We start from the raw sequence: 16,812 nt of genomic DNA on the forward strand, positions 1-16,812 counted from the left end.
TCAGGCCCTTGCCAATGCGTCGATGATGGGGCCGAAATCCGCGGCCTTCAGGCTGGCGCCGCCAACCAGCGCGCCGTTCACATGTTCGATGTCGAAAATCACCGAGGCATTGCCCGGCTTGACGCTGCCGCCGTAAAGCAGCGTGAAAGCGGCGCCGTCGGAAAACCGCTCGACCAGCTTCTCGCGCAGCCGCGCATGGACCTGCGCGATCTCGTCATTGGTGGGGGTGCGCCCGGTGCCGATGGCCCAGACCGGCTCATAGGCGATGACGGTGTTGGACGCGGTGGCGCAGTCGGGGACAGAGCCGGCAAGCTGGGTCTCGATCACGCGCAGCGTGTCGCCCGCGTCACGTTCGGCCTCGGTCTCGCCCAGGCAGATGACGGTGATCAGCCCGGCCTCATGCGCGGCCACGGCCTTGGCACGGACCGAGGCGTCGGTCTCGGCATGGTCGGCGCGGCGCTCGGAATGGCCCAGAATCACATGGCTCGCGCCGGCATCCTTCAGCATCGCGGCTGAAATGTCGCCGGTATGGGCGCCGGATTCCGCCGCGTGGCAATCCTGCCCGCCGATGGCGATCTCGCCCGCATGGGCGACGGCGGGGGTCAGCAGGGTGAAGGGCGGGCAGATCAGCACGTCGCAGCCATTATCGCGCGCAGCCAGCGCGTCGAGTTCGCTCAGCGCGGCGGTCAGCCCGTTCATCTTCCAGTTGCCGGCGGCGAGTTTCCGGGGGCTGTGCGGTGCGGCCATGTCGTCCTCTTGTCTGTCGGGTCGGGTGTGGGGTCAGCCCTGCGGGGCGTCGCGGTCGATCGAGAACGAGACCGATTCACCGCATCCGCAGGCATCGGTCACGTTCGGATTGCGGAAGCGGAAGCCGGATTCCAGCAAGCCGGTCTCATAGTCGATTTCGGTCCCGAACAGGAACATCTGCGCGGCCGGTGCGACCAGCACGCGGGCCCCGTTCTGTTCGATGACCTCATCGGATTTCTCGGCCTCGCTGACCAGATCCATGGTGTATTCCATGCCTGCGCAGCCGCCTTTTTTCAGCCCGATGCGCAGGCCATAAGCCTGTTTGCCCTGCATCAGTCGCGAGATCTGACGCTCTGCTGCCGGTGAAATCTTGACCGGCGATTGTCCGGGGATCGAAAACATGGTGTCACCTGTGTTGCGCAGGGTGAATCTAGTGATCGCGAGGGGCTTTCTCAAGTCAGGGGGCGGGGGCATCGCCTCCGATGGCGTCGGCAAAAGCCGAACGATACAGTTTCGACAACGCCGCCAGATCGCCCGCATCCTCGCCCATCTGAATCGCCATGCCGCCGAACTGGCCCACGACCTGCGCAGGAACGCCGGCCTGATCGGCGGCTTTCAGCAAAGCCTCGCCCCCCGGCGCGTCGCAGGCGACCAGATAGCGGGCCTGATCCTCGCCATACAGCGTCGGGATATCGTCGGTTTCAAGCCGCACGCCGATACCCGCGCCCTCGGCCATCTCGAACGCCGCCAGCGCCAGACCGCCATCGGACAGGTCGGTCGCGGCGCGCAGATGGGCGCGATGGGCGCGCAGGAACTCGCCATGGCGGCGCTCGGCGTCCAGATCGACCGGCGGGGGCTCGCCCGCCTCGATCCCGAAGGCTTCGGCGGCCAGCGCAGACTGGCCCAGATGCCCGCCGCTGTGGCCGATCAGGATGGCCACGTCGCCATCCTGCGGCTGCCCGGCGATCAGATCGTCCAGATCGGCCAGCAGACCCACCGCGCCGATGGTCGGCGTCGGCAGGATGCCCTGACCGTCGGTTTCGTTGTAAAGCGAGACGTTGCCGGACACGATCGGCATGTCCAGCGCCAGACAGGCCTCGCCGATGCCGCGAATGGCGCCGACGAACTGGCCCATGATCTCGGGCTTTTCGGGATTGCCGAAATTGAGGTTGTCGGTGCAGGCCAGCGGCTGCGCGCCCACCGCCGTCAGGTTGCGATAGGCCTCGGCCACCGCCTGCCGCCCGCCCTGCACCGGGTTCGCGCGGACATAGCGGGGCGTGACGTCGCTGGTAAAGGCCAGCGCCTTGTTCGTGCCATGCACGCGGACGACGCCCGCGCCCTGACCGGGACGGCGCACGGTGTCGCCGCCGACCTGCGTGTCATACTGCTCCCACACCCAGGATTTGTGGGCATGGTTCGGGCTGCCGATCAGCGCCCGCAGCGCGTCGAGCGGGGTGATCGCGGGCAGGTCGGGCAGGGCCGCCGGGGCAGGGGTCTCGACCCAGGGGCGGTCGTATTCAGGCGCGCTCGACGACAGCTTGGACAGCGGCAGATCGGCCATGATCCGGTTGCCGTGCTGGATCAGAAAGCGGTCCTCGGCGATAGTCTCGCCCACGATGGCGAAATCCAGATCCCATTTCTCGAAGATCGCCCGCGCCTCGGCCTCGCGCTCGGGCTTGAGGACCATCAGCATCCGTTCCTGGCTTTCCGACAGCATCATCTCATAGGCCGTCATGCCCTGTTCGCGCTGCGGCACATGGTCGAGGTTCAGCTGGATCCCCAGCCCGCCCTTGTCGCCCATCTCGACGGCCGAGCAGGTCAGCCCCGCCGCGCCCATGTCCTGAATCGAGATGACGCTGTCCGTCGCCATCAGCTCCAGACAGGCTTCGAGAAGGCATTTCTCGGTGAAGGGGTCGCCGACCTGAACGGTGGGGCGCTTTTCCTCGATGGTGTCATCGAACTCGGCGCTGGCCATGGTCGCCCCGCCGACCCCGTCGCGCCCGGTCTTGGCGCCCAGATAGACCACCGGCATCCCGATCCCCGACGCGGCGGAATAGAAGATCTTGTCGGCATCCGCGAGACCCGCGGCAAATGCGTTGACCAGACAGTTCCCGTCATAGGCACGATGAAACCGCACCTCGCCCCCGATATTCGGCACGCCAAAAGCGTTCCCGTAGGACCCGATGCCCTCGACCACGCCCTTGACCAGATGCGGGGTCTTGGGATGGTCCGGGCGGCCAAAGCTCAGCGCGTTCATCGCGGCGATGGGGCGGGCGCCCATGGTGAAGACGTCGCGCAGAATGCCGCCGACGCCGGTGGCGGCGCCCTGATGCGGCTCGATATACGAGGGGTGGTTGTGGCTCTCCATCTTGAAGACCACGGCCTGACCGTCGCCGATATCGACCACGCCCGCATTCTCGCCCGGCCCGCAGATCACCTGCGGCCCCGTCGTCGGCAGCGTCCGCAGCCATTTCTTGGACGATTTATAGGAACAGTGTTCGTTCCACATGGCGCTGAAGATGCCCAGCTCGGTAAAGCTGGGCTCGCGGCCGATGATGTCCAGGATGCGCTGATATTCGTCCTGCTTCAGCCCATGGGCGGCGATCAGATCCGGCGTGATCTCTGGCTCGTTCATCTTCGCATCCCCTCATGCGCTGCGCTTTGCGGTCATTTAAGCGGTGGGGCGGAAAGAAGAAAGGGGCCGCAACTGCGCAGCAGCCGGTCGGGCGCGCGGGCGGCGGGCAAAAAAAAGCCGGGCACAAGGCCCGGCCCAAGTCCAACAGGGAGGTGAAGGTGACAAGAGTTGCCTCGATTATCGCCTTCGAGGTGTGATCTAGGCCCGCCCGGCCCCGCGATCAACCCAATTCAGCCAGTCCGGGCAGCATAGCCGCTATGCAGCCGGCACATGGCGGGGCGGTTGTCAGCCTGCAGCCCCCTGCCGTTCCGCCACCCAGTCACGCAGCGCCGGGTTGTCGCCGGTCGCCGCCGCCGGGGCCGGGACGCTGGCAAAACCCGGATCGGGTGCTGCGGCGGACTGGATCGCGCCCGTCACCTCGATCTGGCGGGCAATGGCCGGCGGCCAGGTCCGGTTGCGGAAATAATGCGCCTCGCGCGCGCCGAAATAGAACGAGACGATCCCGCCCAGCAACCACCACAGCGGCTCGGGCACCGCCTGTAGCCCCAGCATCCGCTGGCCGAAACCGATCGGCTCGACCATGGCATAGACGAACAGGCCGATCGTGCCCAGCGTCAGCATCGGGCGGGGCAGGCGGTTCAGCCCGTTCACCAGATCGTCGAAACGCCCGCGCGGGGCCGCGGTGAATTCGAGCCCGTATTGCGCCAGCGCGCGGGCATAGGCCTCTTCGTCCAGCTCCATCCGCCTTGTGGCGTTTTCGCGAAAGACCTCGGTGACATTGGTCGCGGCGGTCGAGAGGGTCTGCGCGGCCGCGCCCACCCCCAGAAAGCGGTCGATCATCCCCATGCGGAAATCCTTTCGCGGTGCTGGCTGGCGGTCAGGTGATAGCGCGGCGCGATGAACGCCTCGGCCCGGGTGATCCAGCCGCCCTTCCCGCCGGCGCGGGTGGTGGCGAATTTGCGGCTGGCGGGGCGGGCATCGGCAAGGGCATAGTAATAGTTGCGCCGCTCGATCCCGTAGGCATCGACCAGGTGGCGCGGTGCGGCGGCATGCGCGGCCTTCACCGCCGCCACGGTGCGCGGCCCGATCAGCCCGTCATCGGCGGCGGGAAAGCCCATCGCGGTGACCAGCCGTTGCAGGATCTTCACCGCATTGGCGCCGGCATTCACATACATGTCGAAGACCGACGGGTGCAGCGCCGAGGGCAGTTTCGCGATGCCGGGACGGCGAAAGTAATGTTCCTTGAACACATCGGCCGCCTGTTGCCGCGTCAGGCTGCGCAGATCGGCCAGATCGACGCGTCCGTCGCGGTTCAGGTCCATGCCCAGCCGCCGCAGCGTGCCGATGGTGACGCCGTAATTCGTCGCCCCACCGGGATCGTCGGGGTCGTTGACGAAGCCCCCCTCTCGCGCCACGATCTCGGTGGCGATGCTGTCGACGCTTTTCATCCCGTCCCCCTTCAGCTGAAACGGGGGACAGGCTGCGTCTTGCGGATTAACCCTTGGTTAACCTTGCGGGCGTTGCCCTAGCTGTTCGGGTCCTCGTAGACGCCGGCTTCCTTCAGGGAATCGACCACCTCGCGGGGGGTGTAGTTCTCGTCATGCTTGGCCAGCAATTCGCTGGCGACGAAGGTGTCGGCCTCCATCTTTCCGGTGCCGATCATGCCCTGACCTTCCTCGAACAGGTCGGGCAGGACGCCGGTGAAACGGACCGGGATGGTATAGGCGCCGTCGGTCACCGAGAAGGTGATCGTCTCGCTGGCGCCGCGCACAAGGCTGCCTTCCTCGACCAAGCCGCCCAAGCGGAAGACCTCGCCGTCAGAGGGCGGCGCCTCGACCACCTGCGTCGGCGCGCGATACAGGTTGATGCCATCGCGGAAGCCAAAGCCGATCAGCAGCGAGGCCAGACCCAAGGCCACGGCCGCCGCTATCAGGATCTGTATTCTACGCTTCTTTTTCAAAGACTTCATGGCGTTTCCTCAGGCAGATTCGAAGGTGATCCGCTGACGCAGGAACTGCGTCGCCTTGGATGAGACCCGCGCCGGATCGCCGGTCGTCAGGTATTTGGATTCGGTGCCGCTGCCGATGAATTCGGGGTGGCGACCCAGATAATCGGCAAGGCTTTCCGCCACCAGATTGGCCTGGCTGAAGACCCGGACATCGGGGCCAAGCGCGCGCTGGAACTGGTCCTGCATCAGCGGGTAATGGGTGCAGCCGAGGATCGCGGCCTCGGGCAGGGGCATCCGGCGCTTGAGCGCCTCGACATGGCTGGTGACGAGCGCCTCGGCCAGGATCTCGTCGCCGTCCTCGATCGCATCGACGACGCCGCCGCAGGGCTGCGCCTCGACATCGACGCCGATGGCGCGGAAGGCGAGTTCGCGCTGAAACGCCCGGCTGGCGACGGTGGCGGGCGTCGCGAACAGCGCCACATGCTTGATCGCCACCTCGCGCGGGGGCGAGTTGTCGCCCCATTGCCGCTCGGTCAGCGCCTCGATCAGCGGGACGAAGACGCCCAGCACGCGCTTGTCCTTGGGCACAAAGCTTTCCTGCATCCGGCGCAGCGCCGCCGCCGAGGCGGTGTTGCAGGCGAGGATCACCAGATCGCAGCCCTCGTCCCACAGCCGCTGCGTCGCGGCGCAGGTCAGCGCATAGATATCGTCGGGCTTGCGGACGCCGTAGGGCGCATGGGCGCTGTCGCCGAAATAGACCAGCGGCAGATCGGGCAGGCGCTGCTGGATCGCGCGATGCACGGTCAGACCGCCCAGCCCTGAATCGAAAACACCTACTGCCATGTCGCGCCCCTGTTCATCCAGTCGCGACATAAGCCCGACCCCGGTCAAAGTCCATGACCGAGGTCATTTCGCCGCAAGCCGCGCCGGCCGGATCACTCGGCCGCCTGAGCCATCGGCGTGCCGCCGCTTTCCAGCGCCGCCAGCAGCTCGGCGCGACGGGCGGCGGCCTGTTCGGCGGCCTTGTCCTTGATGAAGCCATAGCCCTTGATCGACAGCGGCAGACGGGCGAGTCCGCGCAGGATCTCGATGGTCTGCGGCGTGGCGCGGGGCAGCAAGCGGCGCATGTCGGCCTCGTATTGCGCAATATGGGCGCGTTCGGCGCGGCGCTCGGCATGCCAGCCAAAGGGGTCGAAGGCGGTGCCCCGCAGCCCCTTCATCCGCGCCAGCAGCCGGAACATCGGCAGGATCCACGGGCCGAATTCGCGCTTCTTCGGCCGCCCGTCGGGGTCGCGCCCCGGCAGGATCGGCGGCGCCAGATGGAAGGACAGCCGCGTGTCGCCGTCGAACTCGCGGGCGACGCCCTCGGCGGTTTTCAGATGCAGGCGCGCGACCTCGTATTCATCCTTGTAGGCGAGCAGCTTGTAGTACCCCTCGGCCACATCCGCGCGCAGGTCCGCGGGCGCCAGATCGACCAGATCCAGAAAACGCTGCGCATAGGCCGGTGACTGGTAATCGACCAGCCGCGCGGCGCGGAACTCGACCGGATCGACGGTTTCGGCCGCAGGTCCGGGCGCGCTCAGCGCGGCAATGGCGTCGGGATCGACCATCGCCCACCGCCCGATCGCAAAGGCGCGCTGGTTCTCGGCGACCTTGGCGCCGTTGAGTTCAATGGCGGTCAGGATCGCATCCTCGGACAGCGGCACCAGACCCTGCTGCCAGGCCGCACCCAGCACCAGCATGTTGGAATAGATCGAATCCCCCAGCGTCGTCTGCGCCAGCAGATTGGCGTCAAAGAACGACACCTTGTCGCCCAGCCGCGCCGAGAGCGACATCTTCAGCCGCTCGGCCGGGATCTGGAAATCGCGATTGCGGGTGAACTCGCCGGTGATGATCTCGTGGTCATTGACCACCGCGCCGGTGCGGCCATTGGTCATCAGGCCGATGGTCTTGGCGCCGGCGGTGACCACCAGATCGCCACCGATGATGCAGTCGGCCTCGCCCACCGCGACGCGGATCGCGCTGATATCGTCGGGGTTTTCCGCCAGCCGCAGGTGGATATGGACCGCGCCGCCCTTCTGGGCGAGGCCGGCCATTTCCATCATGCCCGCGCCCTTGCCGTCGATATGGGCTGCCTGCGCCAGCACCGCACCGATGGTGACGACGCCGGTCCCGCCAACGCCGGTGATGACAATGTTGTGGGTGCCGGTGATTTGCGGCAGCGTTGGTGCGGGCAGGTCCGGCACCTTTATCGCGGCCACCTGCGGCTTTTTCAGACCCCCGCCGCGCACCGAGACGAAGCTGGGGCAAAAGCCGTTGACGCAGGAATAATCCTTGTTGCAGGAGGACTGGTCGATCTGGCGCTTGCGTCCCAGTTCCGTGTCCAGCGGCACGACCGAGACGCAGTTCGACTGCACCCCGCAATCGCCGCAGCCCTCGCAGACCTCGGGGTTGATCCAGATGCGCCGGTCGGGGTCTGGGAAGGCGCCCTTCTTGCGGCGGCGGCGTTTTTCGGCCGCGCAGGTCTGGATATAGAGGATCGCCGAGGTGCCGCCGGTCTGCGCCAATTCGCGCTGCACGGCCATCATCTGGTCGCGCGTCTCGACCCGCAGCCCGCCGAAATCGTCGGTGTCGACATCCTCTTTCTCGTCATAGACCACGACGACCGGGTCGACCCCCATCGCCACCAGCTCGCGCGCGATCTGGCGCGGCTGCAGCCCGCCCTCGATCGGCTGGCCGCCCGTCATCGCGACCGCGTCGTTGAACAGGATCTTGTAGGTGATGTTGGTCTTGGTCTCGACCGCGTGCCGGATGGCGAGGATGCCGGAATGATTATAGGTTCCGTCGCCAAGGTTCTGAAACACATGAGGCGTTTTCGAAAACGGCGCCTCGCCGACCCAGTTCGCGCCCTCGCCGCCCATCTGGGTAAAGCCGGTGGTCGCGCGGTCCATCCACTGCACCATATAGTGACAGCCGATCCCGGCATAGGCGCGGCTGCCCTCGGGCACGCGGGTCGAGCTGTTATGCGGACAGCCCGAGCAATACCACGGCGTCCGCAGCGCGATTTCGGGCGCGTTGTCGGCCCGGCGCGCGGCGGTCAGGCGGTCGAGCCCGGCGCGGATGCCCTCGGTCCCGCGACCTTCCTCGATCAGGATGCCACCCAGCTTTTCGGCGATCATCACCGGGTCGAGCGCATAGCGCGTCGGGAACACCTCGGCCCCGGTGCGGTCGTGGTGCCAGCCGATGACGCGGCGGCCGTGGCGGTTGTCGAAGATCGCCTCCTTGACCTGCACCTCGATCAGCTTGCGCTTTTCCTCGACGACGATCACCAGCTCCAGCGGCTCGGACCATTCCTGGAAAGACCGGATGTCCAGCGGCCAGGTCTGCCCGACCTTATAGGTGGTCAGGCCCAGACGGTCGGCCTCGGCCTCGTCGATGCCCAGCAGCGACAGGGCGTGGGTCAGGTCGAGCCAGTTCTTGCCCGCCGCGACGAAACCGATCCGCGCGCCGGGCTTGCCCCAGACCGGGCGGTCGATGCGGTTGGCGCGGGAAAACGCCTCGGCGGCAAAGCGCTTGTGGTCGATCATCCGAGCTTCCTGCGCGACCGGCGTGTCGCCCAGCCGGATGTTCAGTCCGCCTTCGGGCAGGGCATAGTCAGGCGTGATGAAGCTCAGCCGGTGCGGGTCGCCATTGACGACCGAGGTCGCCTCGACCGTGTCCTTCATGGTCTTGAGGCCGGTCCACACCCCCGCAAAACGCGACAGCGCAAAGCCGTAAAGACCGTAATCGAGGATCTCTTGCACGCCCGCAGGCGAGAGCACGGGAATATAGGCGTCGACCATCGCCCAATCGGACTGGTGCAGCACGGTCGAGCTTTCGCCGGTATGGTCGTCGCCCATCGCCATGACGACGCCGCCCTTGGCCGACGATCCGGCCATGTTCGCGTGACGCATCACATCGCCGCTGCGGTCGATGCCCGGCCCCTTGCCATACCACAGCGCGAACACGCCCTCATGCTTGCCCTCGCCGCGCAGTTCGGCCTGCTGGCTTCCCCATACGGCGGTCGCGGCCAGATCCTCGTTCAGGCCGGGCTGGAACAGGATGTTGTTCGCTTTCAGCAGCTTGTCGGATTTCATCATGGACAGGTCGACCCCGCCCAGCGGGCTGCCGCGATAGCCGGTGACAAAACCCGCCGTGTCCAGCCCGGCGGCGGCGTCGCGCGCGCGCTGCATCAGCATCAGGCGCACAAGCGCCTGCGTGCCGTTCAGCAGCACCTGCGATTTCTTTAGATCGAACCGATCCGCCAGCGAAAACGCCTTGTCCCCAGTCACTCCCATCCGGTTCTCTCCCAACCCTGCGGCAATCTGGAGTTCAGTGTAAGTCAGCATGTCTGACCCACAAAGCAAAAAACCGTGTTTTGTCAGATGTTGCCGAAACGCGCCTCGCGGCGTAAGAGTTGCGCAAATTGCAACCCTGCCAAGACAGAAAGACATATGATGGACTGGGACAAGCTGCGCATCTTTCACGCGGTGGCCGATGCGGGCAGCCTGACTCATGCCGGTGATTCGCTCAATCTGTCGCAATCGGCGGTCAGCCGGCAGATCCGCGGGCTCGAGGATCAGCTGGGCATCTCGCTGTTTCACCGCCACGCGCGGGGCCTGATCCTGACCGAGCAGGGAGAGCTTCTGTTCGAGGCCACGGCCGAGATGGCCCGCAAGCTGGACATCGCCGAGGCCCGGATGCGCGACAGCGAGGAACAGGTGGTCGGCGAGCTGCGCGTGACCGCCACGACCGGGTTCGGGACGCTGTGGCTGGTGCCGCGGCTGACCAAGCTTTATTCGATGTATCCCGACCTCAAGATCAACCTGATCCTCGAGGAACGCGTGCTGGACCTGCCCATGCGCGAGGCCGACATGGCCATCCGCATGAAGGAACCCAGCCAATCCGACCTGATCCGCCGGCGCCTGCTGAATATCCGCATGCGGCTGTATGCGACGCGGCAATATCTGTCGCAGGCCGGTCGTCCGCTGACCGTGCCCGACCTGTCGCGCCACCGCATCATCTGTCAGGACCCGACCGTGCCGCAGGTGACGGCGGGCAAACTGCTGGTGCAGCAATTGCTGGAAACCTCGCCCCGCTCGCTGCTGATGGTGAACAATTATTTCGGCGTGCTGCAGGCGGTGCTGAACAATGTCGGCATCGGCGTGCTGCCCGACTATCTGACCGTCGATTTCCCCCAGCTCGTCCGTGTCTTCGACGATGTCGAATCCGCCGATGTGCCGGTGTTTCTGGCCTTTCCCGAGGAGTTGCGCAGCTCGCGCCGGATCATCGTCTTCCGCGATTTCGTCGTGGACGAGATCCAGGCCTATCGCCGCTCGCTGGGCACTCAGCCCTGAAAAACCGCCCGGGTTCCGGGTCTGAAAATGCGTCACAAGGCCGCGAGCCCACGCAGTTCGCTGGCCTGTTGGCGCCTGACGGGTTAAATTGCCCCAGCAAGGAGACTGCCGATGATAGCCGAGCTTGGACATTTCACCCTCATCCTCGCCTTTGCGGTGGCGCTGTTCCAATCCAGCGTGCCGCTGATCGGGGCGTGGAAAGGCTGGGACCGCTGGATCGAATCGGCGCGTCCGGCGGCGCTGGCGCAGTTCGGGCTGGTCGGGCTGTCCTTTGCCGCGCTGACGGTGTCCTTCGTCACCTCGGATTTCTCGGTGCAGCTGGTCTACGAGAACTCGCATACCGCGAAGCCCATGCTCTACAAGATCTCGGGCGTGTGGGGGAACCACGAGGGCTCGATGCTGCTCTGGGTGCTGATCCTCGCGCTGTTCGGTGCGGCGGCGGCGGTCTTTGGCGCGCATCTGCCGCCCAGCCTGCGGGCGCGGGTTCTGGCGGTGCAGGCGGCCATCGGCGCGGCGTTCTATGCCTTCATCATCTTCACCTCGAACCCCTTCACGCGGTTTGAGATCCCGCCCTTCGACGGCCGCGACCTGAACCCGCTGTTGCAGGACCCGGGTCTCGCCTTCCACCCGCCCTTCCTTTATCTCGGCTATGTCGGGCTGAGCATGGCGTTTTCCTTCGCCGTCGCCGCCCTGATCGAGGGTCGCGTCGACGCCGCATGGGCGCGCTGGGTGCGCCCCTGGACGCTGGCCGCCTGGGTGTTCCTGACCATCGGCATCGCGCTTGGCTCGTGGTGGGCCTATTATGAACTCGGCTGGGGCGGCTTCTGGTTCTGGGACCCGGTCGAGAACGCGTCCTTCATGCCGTGGCTGCTGGCCGCCGCGCTGCTGCATTCCGCCATCGTGGTCGAAAAGCGCGAGGTGCTGAAAAGCTGGACGATCCTGCTGGCGATTTTGGCCTTCGGCTTCTCGCTGATCGGCACCTTCATCGTCCGCTCGGGCGTCATCACCTCGGTCCACAGCTTCGCCTCTGACCCATCGCGGGGGATCTTCATCCTCGCCATCCTCGCCGCCTTCGTCGGCGGCGCGCTGGTCCTTTACGCCGCCCGCGCCGGGGCCATGCAGGCCAAGGGCGTCTTTGCCCCCATCTCGCGAGAGGGCGCGCTGGTCATCAACAACATCCTGCTCGGCGTCTCGGCCTTTGTCGTCTTCATCGGCACCGTCTGGCCGCTGGTGGCCGAGATGTTCTGGGACCGCAAGCTGTCGGTCGGCACGCCGTTCTTCGAACAGGCCTTCACCCCCTTCATGATCGCGCTGGCCGTGGTCCTGCCCATCGGCGCGATCATCCCGTGGAAGCGCGGCCAGATCAAACGCGCGCTGAAACCGCTGCGCGGCGCGGCCGCCATGGCGGTGGCGGTGATGCTGCTGGTCTTCGCGGTCTCGACCGGCCGCTCGGCACTGGCGGTGATCGGGGCGGGGCTGGGGTCGTGGCTGGTCTTTGGCGCCATGGCAGAGCTGTGGTTCCGCACCGGCAAATCCGGCTTCTCACGGCTGTTGCGCCTGCCGCGCGCCGATTGGGGCAAGGCGGTGGCCCATGCCGGGCTTGGCGTCACCTTCATCGGGATCAGCCTGCTCATGGCCTGGCAGATCGAGGATATCCGCACCGTCCGCATCGGCCAGACCTTCACCGTCGGCAGCTACGACATCACCCTGCAATCGGTCGAGGACGTGCCGGGGCCGAACTACATGGCCACGACGGCGGCACTGGCCGTGGCCCGCAACGGGCGCGAGGTGACGGTTCTGCACCCCGAAAAGCGGGTCTATCCGGTTCAGGCCATGCCCACGACCGAGGCCGCCATCGACAATGGCATCTTCCGCGACGTCTACCTGGTGATCGGCGACGAGCAGCAGGACGGCGGCTGGGCCGTCCGCAGCTACATCAAGCCCTTCGCCAACTGGATCTGGCTTGGCTGCGCGCTGATGGCGCTTGGCGGCTTCATCAGCCTCTCGGACCGCCGCTATCGCGTGGCCGCCGGGGCGCGGCGGCCGATGGTCGGGGTGCCGGCGGAATGACGGGGATGATAGGCCGGCTGCTGCTGGTGATCCTGCTCACCCTGTCGCCTGCAGCCGTTTTCGCGGTGCAGCCCGATGAGGTGCTGTCCGACCCGCAGCTTGAATCGCGGGCGCGCGAGCTGTCCAAGGAGTTGCGCTGCCCGGTCTGTCAGGGCGAGACCATCGACGAATCGAACGCCGCGATCAGCCGCGACCTGCGGCTGTATGTGCGTGAACGGCTGGTCGCAGGCGACAGCGATGCCGAGGTTCTCGACGCCGTGACCGACCGCTTTGGCGAGTTCGTCCTGTTCTCTCCGCGCGCGACGGGCGGCAACCTGATCCTCTATCTCGCCGGTCCGGTGATGGCGCTGCTGGCGCTGCTGATCGGCTGGCGCTTTCTCGCCAGCCGCCGCCTGCCCGAACGGCCCGAGGTGAAGCCTGAACTGTCCGAGGACGAACAGGCCCGGCTAGACGAGATCCTGCGCCGCTGACCGCACGTCCGCCTGCCGCGTGACGTAAGGGCGGGGCTTTCAGCCGCCGCCCGCCCGCGCCATTCTGTCCCCAAGGCAGGAGAATTGACATGGCTTACGAGACGATCACCTTTTCAACCCGCAACGGCATCGCGACGCTGATGCTGAACCGGCCCACGGTCATGAACGCGCTGAACAGCCGGATGCGGGCCGAGATCACCGAGGCACTGACCAGCCTGCCCGAGGATGTGCGCTGCGTGGTGCTGACCGGCGCCGGGACGGGGTTCTGCTCGGGTCAGGACCTGTCGGACGCGAGCGCCGCCATTGATATCGAGGCCACGCTGCGCAACGAATATGAACCGATGCTGCAGGCGATCATCGATTGTCCTGCGCCGGTCATCGCCGCGGTCAATGGCGTCGCGGCCGGGGCGGGGGCAAATCTGGCGCTGGCCGCCGATGTCGTCATCGCCATCGACAGCGCCTATTTCACCCAGGCTTTCACGCGGATCGGGCTGATCCCCGACGCCGGCGGCACCTGGATCCTGCCGCGGCTTGTGGGCAATGCCCGCGCGCTCGGGATGATGCTCTTCGCCGAAAAGGTTCCCGCCCCGCAGGCGGCCGACTGGGGCATGATCTGGCAGTCCGTGCCGGAAGCTGAGTTCGTGAGCACGGTCCAGCAACGCGCGCAGCAACTGGCCAGCGGCACGACCTCGGCCTTTCTCAAGGTGCGCCGTGCGATCCGGGCGTCCGGGGCGAATGATTTCGCGCAGCAACTGGAACTGGAAGCTCGCCTGCAGGGCGAGGCCGGGCGCAGCGCCGACTTCCGCGAGGGCGTCCAGGCGTTCATGGAAAAACGCGCACCGCGATTCACCGGCAAATAGGTTCGAGGCGCGGCACTGCCTCGATCCTTGTGCAAACGATCTGATCGCGATCAGAATCATGAGCGGGTCGGGCATCAGCACGGACCGGAGCCTTAATCGGCCGCGCCGCCGGTCACCCGCGCCCGTCGCCGGATTTCTGCCGCATCGCCCGAATGGCCGAGGATGACGCATCGGTCATCGGCATGTTCACCATCACCCAGGCGGGCGGTGTCATCTCCGTCAGACGGCCCGCCTGACCCTCGGGCAGGCGCCGGTCGGCCATGATCGTGGCCGCCTTGGAAAAGCGCGCCGCGACCCGAGATCCTGGGCGCGCCATGACCCCGATGGGCACCATCTGCGCAATCTCCTGCCAACGCTCCCACTGGCTGAACTGCACCAGATTGTCCGACCCCATCAGCCACACGAACCGGACGCGCGGATACAGCCGCACAAGCGCCCCGATGGTATCGGCTGTCAGCCGCGTCCCCAGCCGCGCCTCGAGATCCGTCACCACCACCCGCGGATCGCCGCGCAGCACCTCGCGAGCCTGCGCCAGCCGCTGATCCAGCGGCGCCGGTCCATGCGCCTTGAGCGGATTCCCCGGCGTCACCAGCCACCACACCCGATCGAGCCGAAAGCGCTGCAGCGCGGTCCGCGTCAGGCGCAGATGCCCCTCATGGGCAGGATCGAACGACCCGCCGAACAGCCCGATCCGCTGACCGGGCATGGCCATGGGAAAGCCTTGTGTCATGCCTGTCCATAGGGGCGCGGCCGCGCCACCTCAAGCCCCCGAACCAAGGCCTGCTGCGCTCTCGTCATCGAACAGACGCAGGCACCCGCGCCCCGCGCGCTTGGCCGCATAAAGAGCGCTGTCGACATCCGCGATCAGCGTCGCCGAGTCGCACTGCTCGTAACCCGTCGATCGAACCGCCCCGATACTGGCCGAGACGCGGCACAGGTTCCCTTCATGCCAGATCGGCTCGCGGATCGCCGAGATGATCCGGCGGCCCAAGGCCTGCAGCGCCGATTCGCCCTGCAGGTCGGGCAGCAGGATCAGGAACTCGTCGCCGCCGATCCGGGCGAGGCTGTCGCCCGACCGTGTTTCCTTGCGCAAGATGTCGGCCACCCGGCACAGGACGGCATCCCCTGCCGGATGGCCGAAGCGGTCATTGATCTGCTTGAACCAGTCCAGATCGAGCTGCATCAGCGCGAACTCCGCCTGACCCGGCTCGCCCCGGTTCCGGGCGCGGATGGCGCTTTCGAACGCCAATTCGAAGCCGCGCCGGTTCAGCAGCCCGGTCAGCGCATCGGTGAAGGCCTGGGTCTCGGCCGTTTCGCGTGCCTGTTCCAGCGCCTGACTGTGCCGGGACAATTCCGCCCGGATCATCTGGTTCGATTTGTGCAGATAGAGAATCTCGATCGCCAGATCGTCCGCCGCGAAATCCGCATCGGTCAGGTCAAAGGCCGAGATCGCCTCGAACACCCCGATCCCCAGCCCCAGATTGAGCAGCAGCGCGCCTTGTCCCAGCTCTGTCACCTCGCCGCGCAGCGTCGGCAGCATCCTGTGCTTCAGCGCCAGAAAGACCCTGCGCCCCTGCTGCGCGGCCCGAGCCAGTTCAGGCATGATCCGGCTGCCCGGCGCGGCACGGCGGATCTCGAACGCCTCTTCGACCCGCCGCGCCGCCCCGATCATCTTGCGCAGCGTCAGGCCGCACGACATCACCACCCCGGCCTCGTCGAGCAGCATATGCATCGGCATCAGCGGCGACAGACGCTCGACCGGAATGGCGAGCCGCAGGTTCACGCCGCCCCACCAAGCTGCTGGGTCAGCGAGAACTCGCCGCCCTCGGCGAACTGGTCGTCGGCGATTCTGACGGTCAGCACGTCGTCCTGCGTGTCGACCATGGCCAGCACGCCGTATTCATCGGCCATGCCGCGCAAGAGCCCGGCGAGCACCGGATACCATTCCTGCGAATCCGAGGTCACGGTCAGCCGATAGCTGTGTTCGCCGGTGATTTCGGTGGTGATGCGCGGCAGTTCCAGCCCCGGCAGCACCATTCGGGCGCGGTCGTGCAGATCATCGAGCGACAGAACGAAATCTTCAAAAGTGGAACCGCTGAAACGCAAGATATGTCGCATGTTGTCAAGCCTTGGCACCCAACCTCCTATATCCTCCAACAACTCGTCGCAGCCGATCGACAGGATGTCGGCGGCGGCGCGCAGGGCCTGGCGCAGCGTCTCGGGTGGGTAATCGCGCATGATCTGCGTCCCGCGGCGGTCAAGACCGCTGACGGCGCAGGCTGCGGCCCAGACATCGTCGCCATGCCTGCGCCGCAAGAAGATCTCGATACCGCGAATGATGAACCCGTGCATGACACCAGCCTCCTGCACGAGGTCGTAGCAGCCGAGTCTTAAGATAACGTCAATCGCGGCGGGCGGAAATCCGCGCGGCCATCCCGATCTGTTCTGGCGTCACCCCGATGGCCTCGGCGCAAGAGATGACCCGGTCGTCGGATTCGGTCACGAAATCGAGAATGAATTCAGGCGCCTGCGTGTCGGTCAGCACCTCTCGCAACTGCGACGGCGCAAGGCCGCTGCGGCCGAGCAGGCTCGAGAGAAGCTCGGGATCGTCAAGGATATGCAGCAGAAGACGGTCGGCGATATCGCTCGGGGGCAGGGGTTGGCGGCTCAAAATTCAGGTCCTGGA

The 16,812-nt window shown here is 66.4% G+C and carries 16 protein-coding genes; 4 read left to right on the forward strand and 12 right to left on the reverse strand.

Translation table 11 applies throughout. The features are described 5' to 3' along the window. From tpiA to CYR75_RS05760, 8 genes are all read right to left on the reverse strand, one after another. Positions 1-747 (reverse strand): triose-phosphate isomerase, encoded by a 747-nt coding sequence (tpiA, locus tag CYR75_RS05725; protein WP_101499205.1) that lies wholly within the window; start codon positions 745-747, stop codon positions 1-3. A gap of 33 nt (positions 748-780) precedes the next feature. Beyond that, the gene (locus CYR75_RS05730; protein ID WP_101499206.1) at positions 781-1,149 is read right to left on the reverse strand and encodes a HesB/IscA family protein; all 369 of its coding nucleotides are present in this window, start codon (positions 1,147-1,149) and stop codon (positions 781-783) included. Between the two features lie 55 nt (positions 1,150-1,204). Continuing rightward, the gene (purL, locus tag CYR75_RS05735) at positions 1,205-3,382 is read right to left on the reverse strand and encodes a phosphoribosylformylglycinamidine synthase subunit PurL (protein ID WP_101499207.1); all 2,178 of its coding nucleotides are present in this window, start codon (positions 3,380-3,382) and stop codon (positions 1,205-1,207) included. Positions 3,383-3,667: 285 nt separating this feature from the next. Next, positions 3,668-4,228: a holin family protein gene (locus tag CYR75_RS05740; RefSeq protein WP_101499208.1), complete on the reverse strand. Its 561-nt coding sequence runs from the start codon at positions 4,226-4,228 to the stop codon at positions 3,668-3,670. Further along, positions 4,219-4,830, reverse strand: a complete 612-nt coding sequence (locus CYR75_RS05745) for a holin-associated N-acetylmuramidase (protein WP_101499209.1) — start codon at positions 4,828-4,830, stop codon at positions 4,219-4,221. The genes CYR75_RS05740 and CYR75_RS05745 overlap by 10 nt, the downstream gene beginning before the upstream one ends. 77 nt (positions 4,831-4,907) lie before the next feature. Continuing rightward, on the reverse strand, positions 4,908-5,351 hold the full coding sequence (ccmE, locus tag CYR75_RS05750; protein ID WP_101499210.1) for a cytochrome c maturation protein CcmE: 444 nt from the start codon (positions 5,349-5,351) through the stop codon (positions 4,908-4,910). A 9-nt stretch (positions 5,352-5,360) separates the two neighbouring features. Further along, the gene (locus CYR75_RS05755; protein WP_101500891.1) at positions 5,361-6,173 is read right to left on the reverse strand and encodes a glutamate racemase; all 813 of its coding nucleotides are present in this window, start codon (positions 6,171-6,173) and stop codon (positions 5,361-5,363) included. 92 nt (positions 6,174-6,265) lie between these two features. Beyond that, positions 6,266-9,667 carry an indolepyruvate ferredoxin oxidoreductase family protein gene (locus CYR75_RS05760; RefSeq protein ID WP_101499211.1) on the reverse strand — a complete coding sequence of 1,134 codons (3,402 nt, stop codon included), beginning with the start codon at positions 9,665-9,667 and terminating at the stop codon, positions 6,266-6,268. Positions 9,668-9,826: 159 nt separating this feature from the next. On the opposite strand from CYR75_RS05760, the gene CYR75_RS05765 reads away from it, so the two are divergent. From CYR75_RS05765 to CYR75_RS05780, 4 genes are all read left to right on the forward strand, one after another. Then, positions 9,827-10,726, forward strand: coding sequence for a LysR family transcriptional regulator (locus CYR75_RS05765; RefSeq protein WP_101500892.1), 900 nt, complete (start codon positions 9,827-9,829; stop codon positions 10,724-10,726). A 111-nt stretch (positions 10,727-10,837) separates the two neighbouring features. After that, entirely contained in the window at positions 10,838-12,796 is a 1,959-nt protein-coding gene (locus tag CYR75_RS05770) for a heme lyase CcmF/NrfE family subunit (RefSeq protein ID WP_101499212.1), read from the forward strand. Positions 12,797-12,801: 5 nt separating this feature from the next. Continuing rightward, complete coding sequence (locus tag CYR75_RS05775) at positions 12,802-13,266, forward strand: cytochrome c-type biogenesis protein (RefSeq protein WP_101499213.1); 465 nt, start codon at positions 12,802-12,804, stop codon at positions 13,264-13,266. Between the two features lie 89 nt (positions 13,267-13,355). Then, positions 13,356-14,126: an enoyl-CoA hydratase-related protein gene (locus CYR75_RS05780; protein WP_101499214.1), complete on the forward strand. Its 771-nt coding sequence runs from the start codon at positions 13,356-13,358 to the stop codon at positions 14,124-14,126. Between the two features lie 112 nt (positions 14,127-14,238). Here CYR75_RS05780 and CYR75_RS05785 read toward each other — a convergent pair whose 3' ends face one another. Genes CYR75_RS05785 through CYR75_RS05800 form a run of 4 tightly spaced genes read right to left on the reverse strand, consistent with a single transcriptional unit; the run spans position 14,239 to position 16,797 of the window. Beyond that, positions 14,239-14,856 carry a nicotinate-nucleotide adenylyltransferase gene (locus CYR75_RS05785; RefSeq protein WP_101499215.1) on the reverse strand — a complete coding sequence of 206 codons (618 nt, stop codon included), beginning with the start codon at positions 14,854-14,856 and terminating at the stop codon, positions 14,239-14,241. 30 nt (positions 14,857-14,886) lie between these two features. After that, entirely contained in the window at positions 14,887-15,909 is a 1,023-nt protein-coding gene (locus CYR75_RS05790) for a GGDEF domain-containing protein (RefSeq protein ID WP_101499216.1), read from the reverse strand. Next, the gene (locus tag CYR75_RS05795) at positions 15,906-16,478 is read right to left on the reverse strand and encodes a heme NO-binding domain-containing protein (RefSeq protein ID WP_101499217.1); all 573 of its coding nucleotides are present in this window, start codon (positions 16,476-16,478) and stop codon (positions 15,906-15,908) included. Before CYR75_RS05795 ends, CYR75_RS05790 begins: the two co-directional genes overlap by 4 nt. A gap of 49 nt (positions 16,479-16,527) precedes the next feature. Further along, positions 16,528-16,797 carry a DUF3572 family protein gene (locus tag CYR75_RS05800; protein ID WP_158644590.1) on the reverse strand — a complete coding sequence of 90 codons (270 nt, stop codon included), beginning with the start codon at positions 16,795-16,797 and terminating at the stop codon, positions 16,528-16,530. Between the last annotated feature and the right edge of the window lie 15 nt (positions 16,798-16,812).

It is taken from the genome of Paracoccus jeotgali, from assembly GCF_002865605.1.
In the GTDB taxonomy this organism is placed as follows: Bacteria; Pseudomonadota; Alphaproteobacteria; order Rhodobacterales; family Rhodobacteraceae; genus Paracoccus; species Paracoccus jeotgali.

Excerpts from the sequence above, each read along its gene's own strand:
- CYR75_RS05780 (WP_101499214.1), top strand. The coding sequence starts at position 13,356 with ATGGCTTACGAGACGATCACCTTTTCAACCCGCAACGGCATCGCGACG.
- purL (WP_101499207.1), bottom strand. The coding sequence starts at position 3,382 with ATGAACGAGCCAGAGATCACGCCGGATCTGATCGCCGCCCATGGGCTG.
- CYR75_RS05755 (WP_101500891.1), bottom strand. The coding sequence starts at position 6,173 with ATGGCAGTAGGTGTTTTCGATTCAGGGCTGGGCGGTCTGACCGTGCAT.
- CYR75_RS05760 (WP_101499211.1), bottom strand. The coding sequence starts at position 9,667 with ATGGGAGTGACTGGGGACAAGGCGTTTTCGCTGGCGGATCGGTTCGAT.
- CYR75_RS05785 (WP_101499215.1), bottom strand. The coding sequence starts at position 14,856 with ATGACACAAGGCTTTCCCATGGCCATGCCCGGTCAGCGGATCGGGCTG.
- CYR75_RS05765 (WP_101500892.1), top strand. The coding sequence starts at position 9,827 with ATGGACTGGGACAAGCTGCGCATCTTTCACGCGGTGGCCGATGCGGGC.
- ccmE (WP_101499210.1), bottom strand. The coding sequence starts at position 5,351 with ATGAAGTCTTTGAAAAAGAAGCGTAGAATACAGATCCTGATAGCGGCG.
- CYR75_RS05795 (WP_101499217.1), bottom strand. The coding sequence starts at position 16,478 with ATGCACGGGTTCATCATTCGCGGTATCGAGATCTTCTTGCGGCGCAGG.
- CYR75_RS05770 (WP_101499212.1), top strand. The coding sequence starts at position 10,838 with ATGATAGCCGAGCTTGGACATTTCACCCTCATCCTCGCCTTTGCGGTG.
- CYR75_RS05745 (WP_101499209.1), bottom strand. The coding sequence starts at position 4,830 with ATGAAAAGCGTCGACAGCATCGCCACCGAGATCGTGGCGCGAGAGGGG.
- tpiA (WP_101499205.1), bottom strand. The coding sequence starts at position 747 with ATGGCCGCACCGCACAGCCCCCGGAAACTCGCCGCCGGCAACTGGAAG.
- CYR75_RS05775 (WP_101499213.1), top strand. The coding sequence starts at position 12,802 with ATGATAGGCCGGCTGCTGCTGGTGATCCTGCTCACCCTGTCGCCTGCA.
- CYR75_RS05730 (WP_101499206.1), bottom strand. The coding sequence starts at position 1,149 with ATGTTTTCGATCCCCGGACAATCGCCGGTCAAGATTTCACCGGCAGCA.
- CYR75_RS05740 (WP_101499208.1), bottom strand. The coding sequence starts at position 4,228 with ATGGGGATGATCGACCGCTTTCTGGGGGTGGGCGCGGCCGCGCAGACC.